Annotated in this window: 20 protein-coding genes; 13 read left to right on the forward strand and 7 right to left on the reverse strand. The window is 56.1% G+C overall.

All coding sequences use genetic code 11. The features are described 5' to 3' along the window. The first annotated feature begins 73 nt into the window (after positions 1-73). The 5 genes from HEQ72_RS07740 to HEQ72_RS07760 all read left to right on the forward strand — a co-directional run bounded on the left by HEQ72_RS07740 (position 74) and on the right by HEQ72_RS07760 (position 4,271). A complete protein-coding gene (locus HEQ72_RS07740; RefSeq protein ID WP_168021029.1) occupies positions 74-571 on the forward strand; it encodes a Fur family transcriptional regulator in 498 nt (165 codons plus the stop codon). Next, positions 568-1,368, forward strand: a complete 801-nt coding sequence (locus HEQ72_RS07745; protein WP_168023043.1) for a metal ABC transporter ATP-binding protein — start codon at positions 568-570, stop codon at positions 1,366-1,368. The genes HEQ72_RS07740 and HEQ72_RS07745 overlap by 4 nt, the downstream gene beginning before the upstream one ends. After that, entirely contained in the window at positions 1,368-2,189 is an 822-nt protein-coding gene (locus tag HEQ72_RS07750; protein ID WP_209316218.1) for a metal ABC transporter permease, read from the forward strand. Before HEQ72_RS07745 ends, HEQ72_RS07750 begins: the two co-directional genes overlap by 1 nt. 170 nt (positions 2,190-2,359) lie before the next feature. Continuing rightward, positions 2,360-3,469 carry a hypothetical protein gene (locus tag HEQ72_RS07755; protein WP_168023045.1) on the forward strand — a complete coding sequence of 370 codons (1,110 nt, stop codon included), beginning with the start codon at positions 2,360-2,362 and terminating at the stop codon, positions 3,467-3,469. Positions 3,470-3,710: 241 nt separating this feature from the next. Continuing rightward, complete coding sequence (locus HEQ72_RS07760; RefSeq protein ID WP_168021033.1) at positions 3,711-4,271, forward strand: Rhs element Vgr protein; 561 nt, start codon at positions 3,711-3,713, stop codon at positions 4,269-4,271. A 77-nt stretch (positions 4,272-4,348) separates the two neighbouring features. Here HEQ72_RS07760 and acnA read toward each other — a convergent pair whose 3' ends face one another. The 4 genes from acnA to HEQ72_RS07780 form a co-directional block, all read right to left on the reverse strand. After that, positions 4,349-7,027: an aconitate hydratase AcnA gene (acnA, locus tag HEQ72_RS07765; protein WP_168023046.1), complete on the reverse strand. Its 2,679-nt coding sequence runs from the start codon at positions 7,025-7,027 to the stop codon at positions 4,349-4,351. 191 nt (positions 7,028-7,218) lie between these two features. Further along, positions 7,219-8,526, reverse strand: a complete 1,308-nt coding sequence (locus tag HEQ72_RS07770; RefSeq protein WP_168023047.1) for an AmpG family muropeptide MFS transporter — start codon at positions 8,524-8,526, stop codon at positions 7,219-7,221. Between the two features lie 209 nt (positions 8,527-8,735). Beyond that, positions 8,736-10,556 (reverse strand): translational GTPase TypA, encoded by a 1,821-nt coding sequence (typA, locus tag HEQ72_RS07775; protein ID WP_168021039.1) that lies wholly within the window; start codon positions 10,554-10,556, stop codon positions 8,736-8,738. 44 nt (positions 10,557-10,600) lie between these two features. Further along, on the reverse strand, positions 10,601-11,599 hold the full coding sequence (locus HEQ72_RS07780; RefSeq protein WP_168021041.1) for an adenosine kinase: 999 nt from the start codon (positions 11,597-11,599) through the stop codon (positions 10,601-10,603). A 205-nt stretch (positions 11,600-11,804) separates the two neighbouring features. Here HEQ72_RS07780 and HEQ72_RS07785 point away from each other — a divergent pair, with 205 nt between their 5' ends. Together HEQ72_RS07785 and HEQ72_RS07790 are read left to right on the forward strand one after the other, a co-directional pair. Further along, positions 11,805-12,509: an EI24 domain-containing protein gene (locus tag HEQ72_RS07785; RefSeq protein ID WP_168021042.1), complete on the forward strand. Its 705-nt coding sequence runs from the start codon at positions 11,805-11,807 to the stop codon at positions 12,507-12,509. Next, positions 12,509-12,880: a hypothetical protein gene (locus HEQ72_RS07790; protein WP_168021043.1), complete on the forward strand. Its 372-nt coding sequence runs from the start codon at positions 12,509-12,511 to the stop codon at positions 12,878-12,880. The genes HEQ72_RS07785 and HEQ72_RS07790 overlap by 1 nt, the downstream gene beginning before the upstream one ends. A 48-nt stretch (positions 12,881-12,928) precedes the next feature. On the opposite strand, the gene HEQ72_RS07795 is transcribed toward HEQ72_RS07790, so the two are convergent. From HEQ72_RS07795 to HEQ72_RS07805, 3 genes are all read right to left on the reverse strand, one after another. Beyond that, on the reverse strand, positions 12,929-14,632 hold the full coding sequence (locus HEQ72_RS07795) for a stimulus-sensing domain-containing protein (RefSeq protein WP_168023048.1): 1,704 nt from the start codon (positions 14,630-14,632) through the stop codon (positions 12,929-12,931). Between the two features lie 41 nt (positions 14,633-14,673). Beyond that, positions 14,674-15,372, reverse strand: coding sequence for a response regulator transcription factor (locus tag HEQ72_RS07800; RefSeq protein ID WP_168021045.1), 699 nt, complete (start codon positions 15,370-15,372; stop codon positions 14,674-14,676). Positions 15,373-15,500: 128 nt separating this feature from the next. Then, positions 15,501-16,001 (reverse strand): copper chaperone PCu(A)C, encoded by a 501-nt coding sequence (locus tag HEQ72_RS07805; RefSeq protein ID WP_168021046.1) that lies wholly within the window; start codon positions 15,999-16,001, stop codon positions 15,501-15,503. Between the two features lie 234 nt (positions 16,002-16,235). Here HEQ72_RS07805 and HEQ72_RS07810 point away from each other — a divergent pair, with 234 nt between their 5' ends. The 6 genes from HEQ72_RS07810 to HEQ72_RS07835 all read left to right on the forward strand — a co-directional run bounded on the left by HEQ72_RS07810 (position 16,236) and on the right by HEQ72_RS07835 (position 19,760). Beyond that, positions 16,236-16,871, forward strand: coding sequence for a DsbA family protein (locus tag HEQ72_RS07810; RefSeq protein WP_168023049.1), 636 nt, complete (start codon positions 16,236-16,238; stop codon positions 16,869-16,871). A 96-nt stretch (positions 16,872-16,967) separates the two neighbouring features. Next, positions 16,968-17,360, forward strand: coding sequence for an AtpZ/AtpI family protein (locus HEQ72_RS07815; RefSeq protein ID WP_168021055.1), 393 nt, complete (start codon positions 16,968-16,970; stop codon positions 17,358-17,360). Positions 17,361-17,487: 127 nt separating this feature from the next. Next, the gene (locus HEQ72_RS07820; RefSeq protein WP_168021048.1) at positions 17,488-18,222 is read left to right on the forward strand and encodes a F0F1 ATP synthase subunit A; all 735 of its coding nucleotides are present in this window, start codon (positions 17,488-17,490) and stop codon (positions 18,220-18,222) included. A 100-nt stretch (positions 18,223-18,322) separates the two neighbouring features. After that, the gene (locus HEQ72_RS07825; RefSeq protein WP_066136568.1) at positions 18,323-18,550 is read left to right on the forward strand and encodes a F0F1 ATP synthase subunit C; all 228 of its coding nucleotides are present in this window, start codon (positions 18,323-18,325) and stop codon (positions 18,548-18,550) included. 184 nt (positions 18,551-18,734) lie between these two features. After that, positions 18,735-19,226 carry a F0F1 ATP synthase subunit B' gene (locus HEQ72_RS07830; RefSeq protein WP_168021050.1) on the forward strand — a complete coding sequence of 164 codons (492 nt, stop codon included), beginning with the start codon at positions 18,735-18,737 and terminating at the stop codon, positions 19,224-19,226. A gap of 3 nt (positions 19,227-19,229) precedes the next feature. Next, positions 19,230-19,760: a F0F1 ATP synthase subunit B gene (locus HEQ72_RS07835; protein WP_168021052.1), complete on the forward strand. Its 531-nt coding sequence runs from the start codon at positions 19,230-19,232 to the stop codon at positions 19,758-19,760. Positions 19,761-19,969 lie beyond the last annotated feature (209 nt).

Below are 19,969 nucleotides of genomic sequence, written 5' to 3' on the forward strand. Positions count from 1 at the left end.
ATAACATAACATCTTTGGCAAGCGCGTTGTTCTGTGACATGATGCCCCCGCTTTCAGGAGAGACAGGCAGGTTATGATTCCCTTTCCAGCCCCCGACCATGATCATCGACGGTGCCGTCAAAGTGCCCTGGACAGGGCTGAAGCGCTGTGTGTGCAGCGGGGAGCTAGGTTGACGGCAGCGCGGCGCCAGGTTCTGGAGATTCTGTGGGAGGATCATCGTCCTGTCAGTGCATATGGTATTTTACACCGCCTGAATGAGGCCGGGGGGCGTGTTGCCCCGATGGCGGTGTACCGGGCGCTGGACTTTCTGGTGGAATGGGGTCTGGCTCATCGTCTTAACAGCCTGAATGCCTTTGTGGCTTGTTCCGATGCCGGCCATTCGGTCATCAGCGGTGTCTGGTTTTTCATCTGTAGCCGTTGTGGTCAGGTTGCCGAAACGCAGGATGGTTCGATTGCGCGTGCCGTATCCTCTGCTGCTGACCGTATAGGTTTTGCCATCTCGGCCCAGATTGTGGAGATCATGGGGGTGTGCCCGGACTGTTTTGCCAGCCCGGTGGGGGAACATCCATGAGCACCGTTCCCCTGATCTCTGCAAAGGGGCTGGTTCTGGTTCGTGATGGACGCAGGATTCTCGATAACGTTGACTTCTCGGTTGCTGCGGGCGAAATCGTGACCATTGTCGGTCCGAACGGGTCAGGAAAAACAACCTTGGTCCGTGTTCTGGCTGGTCTTGAGACTGCGGGCGAGGGTGTGCTGGAGCGCTGTCCCGGCCTTCGGATTGGTTGGTTGCCGCAACGCTTGCATGTTGATCGTATTCTGCCTCTGACAGTGTATCGCCTGCTCTCCCTGACCGGTCGTATTCGTGAACAGGAAGCACGTACAGCCTTGGAGGAAGCGGGTGTTGCGCACCTCTTCCAGGCCCGGGTTCAGGATTTGTCTGGTGGGGAGTTTCAGCGTGTCATGTTGGCGCGGACCCTGTTGTCCCGTCCACACCTGCTGATTCTGGATGAGCCGGCCCAGGGTGTGGATTACCGGGGACAGACAGACCTTTATGATCTTATTGCCCGCTTGCGCACGGTGCATGGGTGCGCTGTTGTCATGATTTCTCACGATCTGCACGTGGTGATGGCTGCTACAGATCGTGTGGTGTGCCTGCATCACCATGTTTGCTGCGTTGGCCATCCTCGTGCAGTTGCCCGTGATCCTGTGTGGGAACGTCTTTTCGGTCCGGAAGCGGCGGGGCATATTGCCTGGTACGGGCACGAGGGGCATCACCACCATCATAACCCCGACGGGACAATCAGCGCGGACTGTTCTGTTCATGGTCATGAGGCGCATACAGGGCCTGTTCCCAAGGATATGAAGTGATGGATGATTTCATGGTGCGAGCCCTGTTGGCCGGCTTGGGAATGGCTGTTGCCGTGGGGCCGCTGGGTTGTTTAGTCGTCTGGAGACGTATGGCCTACTTCGGCGATGCATTGTCGCACGCTGCGCTGTTGGGCGTGGCTGCCGGATTGTTTCTGGGAACGGGTATCACGGCCTCGGTTGTTGTTCTTGGTCTGGTGATTGCCTTGCTTCTTGTGGCGCTGGGCCGGCAGCGCCTGGTGGCTGCGGATACACTGCTTGGCATCTTCTCGCATGCCGGGCTTTCATTTGGCATGATTGCGCTGGCGCTTGTGACCTCGGATGCAAGTGGCATACGGATCGACCTGCATAGTTTTCTTTTCGGCGACATTCTGTCTGTTGCGCAGGGCGATGTCCTGGTTATATGGGGCGGGGCCTTTTGTGTTGTATGTTCCTTGGTCTTTTTGTGGCGTGTTCTTGTTGCCGTAACGGTGTCGCGTGACTTGGCCCTTGTCGAGGGACTTGCCGTATGGCGGGCCGAGTTCCTGTTCATGATCCTGATGGCTGTGGTTGTTGCCTTGGTCATACGGACGACAGGTGTTCTGCTGGTTACAGCGATGTTGATTGTTCCAGCTGCAACAGCGCGCCGTTTTGCCGGCACGCCTGAAGCGATGGCTTTTTTATCGGTCTTTTTTGCGGCTCTCTCTGTTCTGTGTGGCTTGGCTGGATCATGGTTCTGGGATTTGCCTGCAGGCCCGTCTATTGTTGCTGCGGCTACCGTTTTTTGTTTCCTTGCTTGGGCATCTTTGTTACCACGGTATAGAATCGGACGTATCTCGCTGTAAAAGCGGCTTGTTCCGGTGATGACGTTTCAGTACACTCCCCCAAATCATGTAAGCGGGAAGGTGAGGGGGAGCCCGCCGTACACTTGTCGAGTGTGATACTGTTTCCGCCCTTGAGACTCATCCGTCGGGTCGGACCTCTGCCCGGGTACGGACTAGACATAGGTAATTCGATGCCGCTGACCAAATCGCGAATTCTGGTGCTTGGCGTGACAGTCTTTCTGTCCGGCTGCTCTTTTGCCAATGATGCACTGTTCCCGTCACTGGAGAGCAATCACAGCTCCGGGACCGTGGTCACACGCGGTGATGATGTAGCGGAGCCCGTGCCCTTGGTATCGGATGCTGATCTGTCCGATGGTATATCAGGTGGTACGTTCGTCGGGCAGAAGGTACACACGTTCCGTGGAGAGTTGGGTCAACTCCAGTCTGCCGTGCGTCGGCGCGGTGAAGAGCTTCAGCAGCTCCGGGCGGCTATTGTCAGCGACAGCAAGTCCTACCACGAAACCGTGGCTTCGATCAGCGCCCGTCTACAGGTTGGCTCTACGCCGGGCAACCCCGTCCTGCAAAGGCAGTGGAGTGGTGCCCAGAGGCAGCTTGACGGTATAAGCGGCAGCATTACAGCCATGAACAGGCTGGCAAGCCACGTGTCTTCGGACAGTGCCATGGGTGCCTATCTGATTGACAGTATCAATGCTGCTTATGGCTTGTCGGGTGCTGTTGAGGATGATCACCGTCAGCTCAGAATGCTCCAGGACCAGACCAACCAGACCATGGTGTTGTTTGAGCGTCTGCTGTCCGATCTTTCGCAGGATATATCCCGCCAGCAGAGCTATCTGGCCAGTGAGAGGTCAAATCTGAATACATTGGCTCTGGGTGTGAAGAGCGGTCAGCTGTATGGGGCTGCTCTTGGCTCACGTGCTTCTTCACGGGCTAATGCGATGGCGTTGTCGTCTGCGTTCAGTATGCCGGCTGACAAGGCAAAGCGCCGTCCTTTGGTCGTGATCCGCTTTGACAGGCCGAATGTCGAATACCAACAGCCTTTGTATCAGGCTGTATCACAGGCGCTGGAGCGTAAGCCGACAGCTGTCTTTGATATCGTTGCTGTGAGTCCAGCCGATGGTAATCCTGGACAGGCTGCTGTGGCGGCAACAAGTGTTCGCCGCAATGCCGAGCAGGTGATCCGGACCCTGAGCGATATGGGGCTTGGTTCGGATCGTACGCGCCTGACAACATCGGCCAGCAATGATGTGTCTGGCGGAGAGGTGCAGGTCTTCGTTCGCTAAGAAGAACCGGATCGTTTTTCATGACGGGGTGTGCGTTTCTGCGCGCTCCGTCCCGCTTTTTCCGGCTCTTTTCTGTTTTCTGTACACCTAAGGCAGCCTCCAGACTGAATTTTTCTATGTTCGGCTGCATTTCTCTGGTGCCTTTTACCTGCATCTTCTATTTATCTTTCTGGTGAAATGTCATGTCCTCTAGGGGCGTGTTGTTCCATAACGATAACAAATCTATCTATGTGACTGAATAATGCAGAAACGACCTCTTACAGATAACGAAATCCAGGCTGCCCGCTCAATATTTAAGGACAGTATCGATTATTCAAAGGTCCGCATTCATAATCGCGGATTTTTCAGTTTCTTTGGTATTGATTTTCAGACCCGGCGTACAGCGGTGACACCAAACGGTTCCTTGTACTTCAGGAAGGAGGATTATCGCGCTGACTTTGCCTTGGGGTACCCTGACGGGGATTTTGATGTGTCCTCCCTGCTATGGTTTATGCATGAGATGGTCCACGTTTGGCAGTACCAGCTTGGGTATCCGGTCATGTTGCGCGGGGCTGTGCGTATAGGCTTGGACTATGCCTATACCCTGCGTGAGGATGCGTCTCTCGCTAGCTATAATATGGAGGCGCAGGGAAATGTCCTGTCTGATTACTTCTATTTCAAGATATTGGGTGGACTGCAAATTCCCAGGAGGGATAAAAACTACGTAGCGTCTGACCTTCCTCTCTATGAAAAGGTTTTGCGCTCGTTCCTTGACAACCCTTCGGACAAGGCCAACTTGCCCAGCGATGCCGCTGGTCGTTGACTCTCTTTGCGGATGCTACGGGGTTGTTCATGAAAAAGGGAGGGCTTGCACCCTCCCTTTTTTGTATCTGGTGTCTATCAGGCGACCAGTGATCTCAGCACGTATTGTAGGATACCACCATGCCGGTAGTATTCTACCTCATCGGCTGTATCGATGCGGCATAGGACAGTGATCGTCTGTTTTGAGCCATCAGCGCGGGTAATCGTGACCTGAACGTCCTGGCGCGGTTTGATGCCGTTTCCAATGCCGATGATATCAAAGATCTCCGTTCCGTCCAGCTTCAAGGTTTTGCGGTCGGTTCCGTCCTTGAACTGCAGGGGCAGGACACCCATGCCAACCAGGTTGGAGCGGTGGATCCGTTCAAAGGATTCCACCAGAACAGCCTTCACGCCCAGCAGGTTGGTGCCCTTGGCAGCCCAGTCGCGGGATGAGCCGGTTCCGTACTCCTTGCCGGCGATGACGACCAGCGGCGTTTTCTCGGCCTGATACTTCATGGAGGCATCGTAGATGGCCATGACTTCGCCGGAGGGAATGTGCTTGGTAATGCCGCCCTCGATACCCGGCACCATTTCGTTCTTGATGCGGATATTGGCAAAGGTGCCTCGCATCATGACCTCGTGGTTGCCACGCCGGGCACCATAGCTGTTGAAATCAGCCTTGCTGACACCGTTGGCAATCAGGTATTTTCCGGCCGGGCTGTCGGTCTTGATCGAGCCAGCCGGTGAGATATGGTCCGTGGTTACAGAGTCACCCAGGATGGCCAACGGCCTTGCACCCTTGATGTCAGAGAACTTTCCGGCCCCGTCGGCAATGTTGACGAAGTAGGGTGGGTTCTGGACATAGGTGGATTTGTTGTTCCACGAATAGGTCTGGCTCTCACCGACCTTGATATCCTGCCACTGCCGCGGGCCCGCCCAGACGTCGGTATACCGGCTTTCAAACATGGCCCGGGTGACACAGGACGCAACCGTTGACTGGATTTCTGCTGTGGTTGGCCAGATATCCTTCAGGTACACAGGCTTGCCATCCGATCCTGTTCCCAAAGGCTCGGTCGTGATGTCCTTTTGCATGTTGCCCAGAAGGGCATAGGCCACCACCAGCGGCGGGGAAGCCAGCCAGTTGGCACGCACATGCGGGCTGATCCGGCCTTCAAAGTTGCGGTTACCGGACAAAACGGCGGACACCACCATTTTATTGGTATCAATCGTGGTGGCAATCGGATCAGCCAGAGGACCCGAGTTCCCGATGCACGTTGTACAGCCGAAGCCGGCAATATTGAAGCCAAGCTGATCCAGGTATTTCTGTAGACCGGCCTTTTCCAGGTAGTCCTGCACCACCTGTGATCCCGGTGCAAGGGACGACTTGACCCATGGTGCCCGCTTCAGGCCCTTTTCTATCGCCTTCTTGGCAACAAGTCCGGCCGCAATCAGAACGCTGGGGTTTGATGTATTGGTGCACGATGTGATGGCAGCAATGACAACATCGCCCTGGTTCAGCTCGTAATCCGTCCCGGGGACAGCAAAGCCCTTGCCATGGTCGGTGATGCCTTCGGCGGTCAGGACTTCCTTCAGGGCCTTGGCTGCCCCGGACAGGGCTACCCGGTCCTGTGGACGCTTCGGACCGGCGAGGGAGGCCTCTACCGTGTTCATGTCCAGTTCCAGGGTATCTGTAAAGACCGGATCCCAGTTTGGTGTCCGCCACATGCCCTGTTCCATGGCATAGAGCTTGACCAGCTCGATCTGGGATTCCGGGCGTCCTGTCAGACGCAGATAGTTGAGGGTTTCCTCATCCACTGGGAAAATGCCGCATGTTGCCCCGTATTCCGGGGCCATGTTCCCGATAGTGGCGCGGTCCGCCAAGCTCAGGTTATCGAGGCCCGAGCCGTAGAATTCGACAAACTTTCCGACCACACCCTTCTTGCGCAGCATCTGGGTAACAGTCAGCACCAGATCGGTTGCTGTCATCCCCTCGCGCAGTTTTCCGGTCAGCTTGAAGCCGACAACTTCGGGAATCAGCATGGACACGGGTTGCCCCAGCATGGCGGCTTCAGCCTCGATACCACCGACACCCCAGCCCAGAACACCCAGCCCATTGACCATGGTGGTGTGGGAATCCGTTCCAACACAGGTATCAGGGTAGACCAGCGTCCGTTTGCCTTCTTCGCCGGTCCACGCAACGCGGGCCAGATGTTCAATATTGATCTGGTGGCAGATGCCCGCCCCTGGCGGTACGGCCCGGAAGTTGCGGAACGCTTTCTGGCCCCAACGCAGGAATTCATAACGCTCTCCGTTGCGTTCAAATTCCAGGTCCATATTCTTTTTCAGGGAGTCGACTGCCCCGAAGTGGTCGATCATCACCGAATGGTCAATGACCAGATCGACGGGGGACAAGGGATTGATTTTCTGGGGGTCACCGCCAAGCCGGGTGACGGCATCACGCATGGCGGCCAAGTCAACGACAGCAGGAACCCCGGTAAAGTCCTGCATCAGAACCCGTGCCGGACGATAGGCAATTTCCCGGTCAGAGCGGCGGTCCTTGATCCAGGCGGCGCAGGCCTTGACATCATCAACGGTTACGCTGCGCCCGTCTTCATAGCGCAGCAGGTTTTCCAGCAGCACCTTCATGGAATAAGGCAGGCGGGAAATGTCACCCAGTCCGGCTTCCGACGCCGCTTTCAGGCTGAAATAATCAAATTCCTGCCCGGCAATCTTCAGGGTCCGTCGGGTCTTGAGGGTGTCGTGACCGCACAGGGGCATTGGTCGCTCCTCGGCAAAAGGGTGGCATCCGTTGGTCTTCGGAAGTCCCGCGCCTGCGCGAGAATCCCGTGCACCATACACCATATTTGCGAGATATTGTCCAGTGACGCCCCGTACCCAGACACACCCTGCCCAGCCGGGAACCCTATGAAAAGGCAAGGCTGGGCAGGGTGTTTCCGTGTATTTCCCCGTTAATCGTCGGCCATGGCCGAGACATGAATCTGGCTGTTCTGTCGTGGAAAGGCCTTCATCATCCAAAGCAGCAGGAGCAGACCCGGTATTGCCGCAAGGGTAGAAATCATGAAATAGGTGCTCCACGTAACATGGTCAGCCAGCCAGCCCCCCCCTGATGCCATGAAGGTACGGGCAAAGGCCATGAACGAGCTGACCAATGCGTATTGGGTTGCCGTATAGGCAACATTGGTCAGGCTGGAAAGATAGGCGACAAATGCGGCCGACCCCATGCCGCCGGTAAGATTTTCCACGCTGATGGTTACAACCAGTGCCGGAACACTGGGACCGATCATGGCCTGGGCCACAAACACCAGGTTGGAAGCAGCTTGCAGGATGCCACACAGCAGGAGAGCACGCATTATACCATAGCGAAGCACAATGGCGCCGCCGATCAGGCCGCCGGCAATAGTCATTACAACGCCGTAGGTTTTGCTGACCACGCCGATATCAGTTTTTGTGAAGCCAATGTCGATGTAGAACGGGTTTGCCATGACACCAAGCAGGGCATCGCCGTATTTATAGAACGCGATGAAAAGAAGGACCAAGACCCAGTTTTCCCGGCGTATAAAGTCGGCAAACGGGGCAATGACCGTATCGTACATCCAGTCGCTGTTCTGGGTAACGTGGCGTTCCTGACGCATTCTCCCTTGTGGGGATTCCGGTTCCGGTACGAAAAGCGTGAACAGAAGACACCCAGCCATCAGTGCGGCCATCGATGCATAGGCGATTTGCCATCCGAAGGCATCAGCCAAAATCAGTGCCCCCGCCCCGGAGGCCATCATCCCGATGCGGTACCCAAGAACAGTGCCGCCGGCACCGGCACCGGCCATATCCTGTTCTAGGCTTTCAATACGGTAGGCATCAATCACAATGTCCTGTGTCGCCGAAGCAAAGGCGAGTGCCACCGTCCATGCGGCCGTGCCCCAAAGATAGGTTGCAGGGTCACTGCTTCCAAGGCCGGTCATGGCAACGATCAGGGCGATCTGCGAGACCAGCATCCAGGATTTCCGACGGCCCAGCCAAGAGGTCAGAAGGGGAATGCGAATATGGTCTACAACCGGTGACCACAGGAACTTCAGCGCGTAGACCGTGGATGCCCAGGAAAACAGACCGATGGCTGTCTTGCTGAGGCTGGCTTCTGTCAGCCAGGCAGACAGGGTGGCGTAAACAAGGGGAAGTGGGAGGCCCGAGGCAAAGCCCTGGACGAGGATGATCATGACCCGGCGGTCGCCATAGACTGCGACGGAGCGCCACCAGTTTTGCATACCGATATTTCCCTGACACTTTTGCAACAAGACAGCCATGGAGGAGAATTAAGGCTGTTCTGTCAACCTTCCTGTGCTCTTTTTGCGTGTTTACGGCCCTTTTTTTCGCATCTCTCGCGGGAATGGCAACCTGATCAGTGTGTTTATAGCGTATCCGGTTATTCCGGAGCCGACATGAGATGCCGTACCCCGGAATGCCCGTGCTTGTGTCAGGCGAATGTGCCGGCCTTTGCAGCCCGCTTGCGTTCGTTTGGATCAAGGAACCGCTTGCGCAGACGGATTGATTTTGGTGTCACCTCGACCAATTCATCGTCCTGAATATAGGACAGTGCCTCTTCCAGAGTCATCTTCTTCGGAGGAGGCAGGCGCACGGCTTCATCCTTGCCGGCTGCGCGGATGTTGGTCAGCTGTTTCCCCTTGAGGACATTGACCTCCAGGTCGTTGGAGCGGGTATGCTCCCCGACAATCATGCCCTCATAGACCTTGTCATTGTGGACGACAAATTGTGGGCCACGGTCCAGAAGGTTGAAGAGGGCGTACGCGACAGCTTCTCCCTTTCCATTGGAAATCAGGACACCTGTGCGGCGGCCTTCTATGGGCCCCTTATAAGGGGCGTAGCTGTGATACAGGCGGTTCATGATGCCTGTGCCGCGGGTATCAGTCAGGAACTCTGAGTGATAGCCGATCAGGCCGCGTGACGGAGCCAGGAAGGTGATACGCAGCTTGCCACCGCCAGAAGGCCGCATATCGGTCATTTCGGCCTTGCGCAGGCTCATCTTCTCGACAACAGTGCCCGAGAACTCCTCGTCCACGTCCACCACGACTTCTTCGATCGGTTCCATCCGCTGGCCGTTTTCCTCGCGGAACAGGACGCGCGGGCGGGAAATGGATAGCTCAAAGCCCTCGCGGCGCATGGTTTCAATCAACACGCCCAGCTGAAGTTCGCCACGGCCGGCTACTTCAAAACTGTCCTTGTCGGCACTCTCGGTAATCCGGATGGCGACGTTACCTTCGGCCTCCCGCTCCAGACGGGCCTTGATCACCCGGCTGGTCAGCTTGTCACCTTCGGTACCGGCCAAGGGGCTGTCGTTGACCGTGAAGGTCATCGCCAAGGTTGGTGGATCAATGGGCTGGGCTGTCAGTGGCGTTCCAATCTCGGGTGCGCACAGTGTGTCAGCCACGTTCGCCTTGGCCAGGCCGGCCAGGGCGATAATGTCGCCGGCTTCCGCTTCTTCCACCGGTATCCGCTGCAGGCCACGGAAGGCAAGCAACTTGGAGGCCCGGCCCTGTTCGATCAGGGATCCATCGCGGGATATGGCCTTGATGGCCATGTTGAGCTTGGCCCGCCCGGTGGCAATGCGCCCTGTCAGAATCCGGCCCAGGTATGGATCGGCTTCCAGCGTGGTAGCCAGCATGGAGAACGGAGCGTCCAGATTACGCTCCGGAGCCGGGACATGGCGCAGGATCAGGTTAAACAGGGGGGTCAGATCCTTGCGCTCATCCTTTTCCAGGTCGGCAACGGCCCACCCGTCGCGCCCGACGGCAAACAGGGTCGGGAAATCAAGCTGCTCATTACTGGCATCCAGATTGGCGAACAGGTCGAAGATTTCGTCGTGTACCTCGTCCGGACGTGCATCCTGACGGTCCACCTTGTTGATCAGCACAATCGGGCGCAGACCAAGCTTCAGGGCCTTGGACAGCACGAACTTGGTCTGGGGCAGGGGGCCTTCGGCGGAATCGCACAGCAGCACCACCCCGTCCACCATCGACAGGATGCGCTCTACCTCGCCGCCGAAATCGGCGTGGCCGGGGGTATCTACAATGTTGATGCGGTGCCCCTGCCAGTCCACGGATGTGCACTTGGCCAGAATGGTGATCCCGCGTTCACGCTCAAGATCATTGGAATCCATGGCCCGTTCCGCGACTTTCTGATTGTCGCGGAAGGTGCCGCTTTGCTTGAGCATGGCGTCAACCAGGGTCGTCTTTCCGTGGTCAACGTGTGCGATGATCGCAATATTGCGTAGGTCCATACAGGTTCCGGTCCAAAAGAAAGAAATGCGACGCCCCGGGGTGCTTACGCGGTGTTGCCCAGGCGTTGCGTGACAAAGCCGGCCAGCGAGACCTGTGGTCTCGGCCCGACGTGACTGATGCATTCTGCCGCGCATATGCCCCCGATCAGGGCACATTCAGCCAGCGGGCGCCCCCCGACCAGCCCGTGCAGGAATCCGGCGGCATACAGGTCGCCTGCCCCTGTCGTATCAACAACGGCAGGCACGGCCGCTGCGGGTACAGGAATGGTTTGGCCGGCTGTGACAGCTACAGAGCCAGCAGCCCCGCGTGTCAGCGCGGCGACTTCGACCCGGCCACGTACCTTTTCCACTGCTTCGGCGAAACTTGCAACCCCGTAAAGGTGACAAATCTCCTGTTCGTTGGCGAACAGAATATCAACGCTTCCGTCCAGAAGATCAAGAAAGTCCTGTCTGTGCCGGTCTACGCAGAAGGGATCCGAGAGCGAAAGAGAGAACTTTTTACCTGCCTTGCGTGCGATTTCAATGGCCTTCAGGATGGCCGCCTTGGCGTCGGGCTTGTCCCAGAGATAGCCTTCAACATAGGTGATACCCGAATTTTCAACTATAGAGGTTTCTATATCATCCGGGCACAACCGCGTGCAGGCGCCGAGCCAGGTGCTCATCGTTCTTTCCCCGTCCGGGCTGATCAGGACCATCGAGCGTGCGGTAGACAGCTCATCAACAAGCGGAGGGGTCTCGAAATGGGCCCCGATGGCGCGGATGTCATGGGTAAAGACCTTGCCCAGGGTATCGTTGGCGACTTTCCCGATATAGGCCACCTTGCTTCCCAGAGAGGCCAGCCCTGCGGCAGTGTTACCGGCAGAGCCGCCCGATGCCTCGATCGTTGGCCCCATTTTTTCATAGAGGGTATCGGCCTGCTTTTCATCAATCAGCGTCATGCTGCCTTTGACAAGCCCTTGTCCGGTGATAAAGCTGTCCTCGGTTTTGCACAGGATATCGACGATGGCATTGCCGATTGTCAGGATGTCAAAGCTCTGGGTCATGTCCGGGCCCCGGAAGGTTGGCGTCGCCCGCTGTCAGGGCGCATGCAAGGAGACAGGAGCCCGGCTTTCTGTTTGTCTGACAGAAAAAGAGCCGGGCCGGTGATGGACGCGAGTATAACGGGGTGTTTTGTTGCGGCAAGCGTTGTGACCATACAAGAGTGTGCTACGGTCAGGCCGTGCCGGTTTTTGTTCAAAGGGAGGCTTCGTGATTCAATCTTACCTGAAGGCCTTCAGCCAGCTGCCTGATCCGCGTTTTCGCCGCGTGATCCTGCTGTCACTATGCTTTGCTGTTATCCTGTATGGCGTTACATTCGTCGTGCTTGGCTGGGTATTCGGAGAGCTGGCAACCTTGGCTTCGTCGTGGTGGGAAACCGGTGGGGCCATTCTGGGCGGGGCAGCGGTTGTCGTTGCGTCCCTGTTCCTTTTTCCTGCCGTGTTATCGGGTTTTGTCGGCCTGTTCCTGGATGAGATCGTTACGGCGGTAGAGGCAGAGCACTACCCGACGCTGCCAGATGCCCGTCCGCAAGGTTTTCTGGAAAGTTTGGCCGGTAGTCTCAGGTTTGCGGGGCTGGCGCTGCTGGTCAACCTGATTGCTCTTCCCTTGTATTTCATACCGCCTGTCAATGCCTTTGCCTTTCTGTTGGTCAATGGTTTCCTGTTGGGGCGGGAGTATTTTGAACTGGTTGCCCTGCGCCGGTTATCCCGGACAGAGGTCTATGCCTTGTCCCGCTATTACCGGCGGCGCCTGTGGTGGGCAGGGACTTTCACGGCGGTTCTGTTATTGGTGCCTTTTGTCAATATACTGGCCCCTCTGGTGGGCGTGGCCGCAATGGTGCATATTCTGCAGGGCCTTGATATGGGGAAAGCGTTGCCCGTTGTGGTGGAAGGTCCCGGGCGGGGGGTATTTTGATGGCTTCACGTTTGGTATCACGCATCGTTCGTGGTGTTTTCTTGTTGGTGCTCGCTTTGCCCCTGGCTTGCACCTCGTCCGTACGTGAAGCCTCGACGCGTCTGCGTTCAGTGCCGGAACGCACAGCCATTGAACACCGGGATACGGTTGCGGTCGAGGCCGCCTTGGGTCATCCGGACAGGGTCCGTGTCGAGAAGCCTGCAGAGGTCTGGCAGTATATGACCAAGCGCTGTGTCCTTGATGTTACCTTCTATCCTGGTCCGGATAAGCGCCTGCGGGCTGAATATCTGGAAAGCCGGGGAGCAGACGGGGTGGCCATGGCTGTCCCTGATTGTCTGATGTCCTTTGCCGGTGAGGCCAGGGATCTTTAGTGCGTTCCTCTGGATGCGGCCCGGTGTACCGGAATGCTTGTAGGGTGATTATCCCGTGGCATCACTGAAGTCAGTACTGGCATGGAGATTGTGTTCCCTGACAGCAGATTTGGGCTTCTCACCGTCCGGCAAGGAGAGAGGGGTGGCCAAGGGCAGTGAGACGGTAAAGCGGGCTCCCATGATATTGCCGACATCGTCCATGCGGTTCTCGGCGTGGATTGTGCCCCCGTGCGAGACAACAATCTGGCGCGAGATGGACAGCCCCAGCCCGGAGTGTGAGCCAAAGGCTTCTTTCCGGGGACGTTCGCTGTAGAAACGTTCGAAGATTGCCTCTTCCTTGCCGGTGGGAATGCCGGGTCCCTCGTCTTCAACGGTTATGTGTGCCCGGTTGGCCGAAAGATGAAGGCCAAGGGTCAGCGTACTTCCCTCTGGAGAGAAGGATTGTGCATTGCCGATCAGGTTGCGCAAAACTTGTACGATCCTGTCCTCGCTTCCATGAACAATGGCTTGTGTATCATGCTCCGGCAATTCAAGGCGGATCCCGATCTTGTGTTCGTTCAGGGCGGGGGTACAGACTTCTCCCAGAATTTGAAGGAGCGGGCGCAGGGCAATAAACGTACCTTCCGTACGTGACAGTTCGGCATCAACGCGGGATGCATCCGATATATCGGAAATAAGACGGTCGAGGCGGTCAACGTCATCCTTGACGATATTCAGCAGGCGGGCTTTCTTGCAGGAATCATCCAGCCGGTCGATCGTTTCAATGGCCGAGCGTATGGATGTCAGGGGATTCTTGATTTCGTGGGCGACATCAGCGGCAAAGCGTTCCGTTTCATCCATGCGTTTGTAGAGTGACTCGGTCATGTGATGAAGAGAGACAGACAGGTCACCTATTTCGTCATGGCGTGCAGACAGGTCGGGAATCCGGTGATGCCTGCCACGCTGCGATCGAACCCGATCTGCAGCCTTGGCCAATTGTTGGACCGGGCGGGCAATGCCCCGTCCAAGGTAGGCTGAAACCAGTACTGTTACAGTCAGCGTGCTGAAGAACATGTTAAGGATGTCACGGCGTGTTCTGTACAACCCCCGTGCGACAGCCGTATCAGGACGCGATACCATGACAGAGCCAACAACGTGGCGATAAAAAGTGATAGGAGCTGCAGCCGACATCAGGCGTCTGCCGGAGGAAAGAACGCGCAGCGAAAGGCCGGTCCGTCCCTGTTCCAGAGCGTTCAGAACCTCGCTGTAGTCGCTGGCTGTCTGGTCTGCGGATTCCCGATAGTCCGGCAGACCCCGTAAGCTGTTGGCCAAGGCATTGACCCAGCCTTGCAGGAAAGAGGTACGTTCATTGTCCAGCGGTGGAAGATCTGTCATTTCTACCGCATGCTTTTTTCGCGATAGTCCTGTGCTGTCTGCAATCAGAATGCCGTCGCTGTCGAACAAGCGGACCCTGTCCCCGCTCAGGCTTCCGAGACGGATAACCATGGCGCTGGCTTCAACCCGGTCCAGCATGTGGCATGTAACCGGAATCCGGGCATCGGTGAACAGTGCGGTGTCGGCTGTTACCGCACCCTCCCCCAAGGCTGCGGCGATCAGGTCGGCATGGCCGCGCAGGGCTTCCATCTCCGAGTCCAGAAGCGCTCGCTCGTACTGGTTCAGGTACAGGATTCCTGCCACCAGAAGCAGGGGGGCAACCAGGTTGACGGCCAAGATGCGGAGCATCAGGGGTGATACCCAACGCCCCCGTGTCATTGATCCTTCTGTTGCTGTGTTATGAGGGGATGCGGCCAGAGTCAAAAGTCCCTGTATCGATATCCAACCCCATAAAGGGTTTCGATTTCGGCAAACTCGGGGTCTACGTCGCGGAATTTCCGGCGCAGCCGTTTGATGTGGCTGTCGATGGTCCGGTCATCAACGTAGATGTTCTCGCCGTAGGCCAGGTCGATCAGTTGGTCGCGGTTCTTGACGTGGCCCGGTCTGTGGGCCAGACCCTGCAGGATCAGGAATTCTGTTACAGTCAGGTCAACAGGCTTTTCCTTCCAGCTGACCATGTGGCGCGCCGGGTCCAGTACCAGGTCACCGCGCACCATGGCTGTTTCAGACGAGGTGCCTCCCGCTGTGGAAGCAATGTTGCGGCGGCGCAGGACTGCGCGAATTCGTTCCAGAAGAAGGCGCTGGGAAAATGGCTTGGTGATGTAGTCATCGGCCCCCATACGCAGGCCAAGAAGTTCGTCGCTCTCGTCATCTTTTGACGTCAGGAAAATAACCGGGATGTCCGATGTCTTGCGCAGGTGTTGCAGGAGCTCCATGCCATCCATGCGGGGCATCTTGATATCAAAGACAGCCAGATCGGGGGGGTTCTGGGTCAGGTTCCGCAGGGCCTCGGAGCCATCATGGAAGCAGGAGACCACGAATCCCTCTGCTTCCAGGAACAGGGAGACCGAGGCCACGATATTGCGATCATCATCAACAAGGGCAATGGTTGCAGTCACAGCAGAGGGCTCCTGATGGAAACGTCGACCTTGGCATGATCTGATGCCAATGTGGCAAAACTGCAGTAGCCCCTGCCAAAATCCTGTGATTTATAAGTCCGGATTTCTGTCTGTGACAGCAGGGTGCTTCAATGCACGTGTTGTTCCGACCTGTGGCCTTGGCTGACAGAAGCAGGTGCTCCCACCGCGCGGACGACAACGGGAATTGTTATGGTACCTGCTTTCTGCATGGTCAAGGTCATTGTAAAGCTCTGCCCTTCATACAGGGGGGCCTTCAGACCCATCAGCATGATATGTAGCCCCCCGGGCATCAGGGTGACTGTGGCGCCGGCTGGAAGCGCGAGGGTATCAACAGCCTTCATTTTCATGATGTTGTCCTCATGCACGTGGGTATGTATCTCGACGCTTGTTGCGAGGGGGCCTGCGTCCGCTCCCAGCAGGGCGTCATCTTTGGCTCCCCGGTTATGCAGGGTCATGAAGACAGCTCCGTTGCGTGCCTGACCCGGCGTGGCCCGTGACCAGGCCCCTTCTGCAAGGATCGATTCGGCCTGTGCCGGCGCCATCAATGCAAGGCAGGAGAGCAGAAGAACGAGTACGGGCAGCAAGGAACGTGATCTGGATATGGTCATGGGGATGATGCTCCACGTGGCGGTATAAAAAATATCTGGCCGCTGTTTTTGTAAACCAGTGTGTATAAAAATGCACCGGCATGAACAGGAGGAGAAGAAAGCAAAGTGCTTGTGCCTGCTGACTCGTGCAAAACCACTAATCCTGATCTAGACTGGGCCGGAAATTTGCTTGTGTATAGGGCATGAGTCCGTTCTGTGCACAGTCATGAAAGAGAATTGGGAGTGGTGTTGGTCATGCGTTCTGTTCGTATCAGCCTGTTGTATTGCTTCACCCTGCTTGTGTGGGGTGTATGGGGAGGGCATGGCGTTCTTGCGGCAGACTTTGCGCTGCCGCCTGGATACCCCGAGCGGGTTCTCGGGTCCGCACATGCTCCGGTAACGCTTTATGAGTATTCGTCCCTGACCTGTCCGCATTGCGCTGATTTTCACCGTCAGACGTTACCCAAACTGAAGGCAAGCCACATTGAAACCGGAAAAGTCAGGCTTGTTTTGCGTGATTATCCGCTGGATCGCCTCTCTATGGTCGGTGCCATGATGGCCCGCTGCGCCCCCGAGGCGCACTATTACAAGATTATGGAGCTTCTGTTTTCCAGCCAGCAGGCAATGGTGTCAGCAGAAAATCCTTTGGCCTTCCTGAAGCAGACAGGACGTCTGGCGGGGATGAGCGAGACTGATCTTGATGCATGTTTTGCCAACGAGTCTCTTCTGGCTTCAATCCAGCAGGTACAGGAGCGTGCCAGGGAAACGTTTGATGTGCGTTCAACGCCTTCCTTTGTCATTGATAGGGCATTGTATACAGGTGCCCTGAGTTACGAGGCATTGTCTGAGGCTCTTGACCGCGCTCTTGTTCACAAGGGTGTCTCGCGCTAGAGGGTATGCTTGACACGTTATCAGCTAAATCATATGGTGCGCCCGGTTTTCAGCCGGGTTTGCCGGCGGCTTGGTGGTATAGGCAGAGGCGTTTCGATGGATGAGAAGCAGGCTCGACATCGGGCCCTCTCGGATCTGGAAGCCCGGATTCAGTCTGCTTCCGGTGGTCGTGATGAAGACTCCGCCGGTGATCAGGCTTCGGGTCCGCGTAACATGTCCGGGCTTGGTGTGGCAGCCAGGATCAGTGTCGAGATGGTTGTCACAACCTTGGTCGGTACGGCTCTTGGTTGGTTTGTAGATGGCTGGCTCGGTACGCGTCCGTGGCTGATGATTATTTTTATGTTCTTGGGTGGCGCAGCGGGTATCAGTAATGTGTACCGCGTTGTGAGGGGGCTTGATGATGGAGTTGGTCTTGGTCGCGCCATGCGTCATAAGGATACCTCCGCAGATGGCTCCGGACATAACCAGGATAGGCACCATGAACGGTAGGCCGGGGTAGCCCCCGATCCTTCCCGGTTTTTTTTGGTGTCGGTCAATGATAGCGTGAAGTCCCTGTCGGTCCTGTTGCCGGTTGTGGGCTGTTTGGCAGGTTCTTGAGGATAGCAGAGGAAGTGCGGTGGCCAGTCCTGTTGAGCAATTTACGGTAAAGCCGATAGTTCCCGTTGTTTCTGACGGTGGAAACTTGCCTTTTTACGCCTTCACAAATTCAGCAGCTGCGATGGTGGCAGCTGTTCTTGTGGCTCTTGTGTTTTTCTGGCTTGCGACACGCCGTCTTTCTTTGGTACCCGGTCGCTGGCAAGGTATTGGTGAGGTGGCCTTCGAGTTTGTCGCCAACATGATCCGGGAAAATGTCGGACGTGAGGGAATGCGGTATTTTCCTTTCATCCTGACGCTCTTCCTGTTTGTGTTTCTTGGCAACATGCTTGGAATGCTGCCGTACTCCTTTACATTTACCAGTCACATTGCCGTTACGGCAGCGCTGGCCATCGTGATCTTCCTGGCTGTTACCGTGATTGGGTTTGCCCGTCATGGTCTGGGTTATCTGCACATGTTCTTTCCGCATGGTGCACCGCTGGCAACCGCCCCGATCTTGATCCCGATTGAGCTGATATCTTACCTTTCCCGTCCGTTCAGCCTTTCTGTCCGTCTTTTTGCCAATATGACGGTCGGGCACATCATGCTGAAGGTGCTTGCAGGTTTTGTCGTTGCTCTTGGCATAGTCGGTGGCTTTGTTCCTTTCGTCGTCGTTGCGGGTATTACGGTTCTCGAATTTTTTATCGCCGGGCTTCAGGCGTACGTCTTTACCATTCTTGCCTGCATTTACCTCAATGATGCGATAAACATGCATTGACCTCAGTGTAGTGCTGGTCGCCCCGCATGCTGTGTGTGGGGTGTAGGACAGGATTTTCCTGAAAGTTTTCAACAGTTCTTTTCATCAGAGGAAGAGAAAGATGGAAGTTGCAGCTGCTAAGTTTATTGGTGCCGGTCTGGCCGCAATTGGCATGATTGGAGCCGGTATCGGTGTGGGTAATATTTGGTCCAGCCTGATCGCAACGGTTGGTCGCAATCCGTCGGCCAAGGCAAGCGTTGAGCTGTATGGCTGGATCGGCTTTGCTGTGACCGAAGCGATTGCCTTGTTTGCCCTTGTTGTGGCACTGATCGTTTTGTTTGCTGGCTGAAGCAGGCATGTGCGTTCTTCTCCGCTTGCGTGGCCTGTTGTGGACCACGCATTCGGGGGAGGAAGCGTAAAGAATGCGGGTCCGCTTGTGTAGCTACCCGCTCAGAAAGGCAGGAAGAAGGCTCAGGGCCGTGTCTGCTATCTGATATTTCCTGTTCGCGACCAGACCGTGGAGCTTGCTGCGTATGCCGCAATTTGAACCATCCACTTTTGCGTCCCAGCTGTTCTGGCTGGCGGTGACATTCACACTCCTGTACATCTTGGTGTCGCGGTATGCGATCCCGAGGCTCGGCGAGATTATGGAACAGCGCCAGAGAACAGTGGAAGACGATCTTGACCGTGCCAAGCAGCTGAAGGCTGAGACAGAGACGTCTATTCGTGCCTATGAAAAGGCACTGGATGATGCCAGGTCCAAGGCGCAGGATCTCCTTCGTCAGGCTCAGGAAGAAGTGACACGCCAAGCTGAAATCAGGAACCGCGAGGTAAGCGTTCGACTCGCCGCGCAGATTCGTGATGGGGAAGATCGCATAGCCAAGGCACGCGATGCCGCCTTGGTATCCGTCCGGGATCTTGCATCTGTTGTCGCTTCAGATGCTGCAACGAAGTTGTCTGGTGTGGCGTTTGATGCTGAGCGGGTTCGCTCTGCTGTTGCTGATGCTGTCAAGGAAGGTGACTGAATTATGATATCCGCTGCTTACGCAGCTGGTGACGCAGTTCACCATGCTCCTTTTTATGCGACCCCCGAGTTCTGGGTTGCAATGGCTTTTGTTTCTGTTGTTGCTTTTGCCGTGCGCCCTGTTTTCAAGGCCGTGGTATCTGCCTTGGATGCCCGATCTGTTGCTATTCAGGCCAAGCTTGATGAGGCCCGCAGCTTGCGTGAAGATGCTCAGACTCTTCTGGCTGATTATCAGCGCCGTCAACGCGATGCCTTGAAAGAGGTCGATGCGATTTTGCGTCATGCGACTGAAGAGGCTCAGCGCCTTAAAGCTGAGTCAGAAGAAGTGTTTGAAAGGAGCGTGTCCCGTCGTGAACAGCAGGCTCTTGAGCGCATCAAGCTTGCAGAACACGCTGCTTTGTCTGAAGTACGTGGCATGGCTGTGGATCTGGGCATAAAAGCGGCAGAAACGTTGATTGTTAAACACTTGAATGACGCGGCAGCCAGTTCCTTGGTCGATGAATCGATAAAAAGTGTGCTGATTAAAATGCATTGAGACTTTGTTTCCGGATCGTGTGTGATCAACGGACGGACTGTTAAAACACAGTCCGTCCGTTGTCTTTTTGAGTCCGGAATCCGTGTAGCCCTTGAATTTTTTTTGTTTTGTTTAAGGAATTGTGTTGACGATTTTTGCGTTGGGGCTTAGAAGGTGCGTCCCGACGCTGAGGGACTGGTTTTTCTGGTTTTGTTGGTGTCTGGTGCTGT

It is taken from the genome of Haematospirillum sp. 15-248, from assembly GCF_012102665.1.
Lineage (GTDB): Bacteria > Pseudomonadota > Alphaproteobacteria > Rhodospirillales > Rhodospirillaceae > Haematospirillum.

Coding starts and splice junctions, on each gene's coding strand:
- HEQ72_RS07740 (WP_168021029.1), top strand. CDS start 74: ATGATTCCCTTTCCAGCCCCCGACCATGATCATCGACGGTGCCGTCAA.
- HEQ72_RS07745 (WP_168023043.1), top strand. CDS start 568: ATGAGCACCGTTCCCCTGATCTCTGCAAAGGGGCTGGTTCTGGTTCGT.
- HEQ72_RS07750 (WP_209316218.1), top strand. CDS start 1,368: ATGGATGATTTCATGGTGCGAGCCCTGTTGGCCGGCTTGGGAATGGCT.
- HEQ72_RS07755 (WP_168023045.1), top strand. CDS start 2,360: ATGCCGCTGACCAAATCGCGAATTCTGGTGCTTGGCGTGACAGTCTTT.
- HEQ72_RS07760 (WP_168021033.1), top strand. CDS start 3,711: ATGCAGAAACGACCTCTTACAGATAACGAAATCCAGGCTGCCCGCTCA.
- acnA (WP_168023046.1), bottom strand. CDS start 7,027: ATGCCCCTGTGCGGTCACGACACCCTCAAGACCCGACGGACCCTGAAG.
- HEQ72_RS07770 (WP_168023047.1), bottom strand. CDS start 8,526: ATGCAAAACTGGTGGCGCTCCGTCGCAGTCTATGGCGACCGCCGGGTC.
- typA (WP_168021039.1), bottom strand. CDS start 10,556: ATGGACCTACGCAATATTGCGATCATCGCACACGTTGACCACGGAAAG.
- HEQ72_RS07780 (WP_168021041.1), bottom strand. CDS start 11,599: ATGACCCAGAGCTTTGACATCCTGACAATCGGCAATGCCATCGTCGAT.
- HEQ72_RS07790 (WP_168021043.1), top strand. CDS start 12,509: ATGGCTTCACGTTTGGTATCACGCATCGTTCGTGGTGTTTTCTTGTTG.
- HEQ72_RS07795 (WP_168023048.1), bottom strand. CDS start 14,632: ATGACACGGGGGCGTTGGGTATCACCCCTGATGCTCCGCATCTTGGCC.
- HEQ72_RS07805 (WP_168021046.1), bottom strand. CDS start 16,001: ATGACCATATCCAGATCACGTTCCTTGCTGCCCGTACTCGTTCTTCTG.
- HEQ72_RS07810 (WP_168023049.1), top strand. CDS start 16,236: ATGCGTTCTGTTCGTATCAGCCTGTTGTATTGCTTCACCCTGCTTGTG.
- HEQ72_RS07815 (WP_168021055.1), top strand. CDS start 16,968: ATGGATGAGAAGCAGGCTCGACATCGGGCCCTCTCGGATCTGGAAGCC.
- HEQ72_RS07825 (WP_066136568.1), top strand. CDS start 18,323: ATGGAAGTTGCAGCTGCTAAGTTTATTGGTGCCGGTCTGGCCGCAATT.
- HEQ72_RS07830 (WP_168021050.1), top strand. CDS start 18,735: ATGCCGCAATTTGAACCATCCACTTTTGCGTCCCAGCTGTTCTGGCTG.
- HEQ72_RS07835 (WP_168021052.1), top strand. CDS start 19,230: ATGATATCCGCTGCTTACGCAGCTGGTGACGCAGTTCACCATGCTCCT.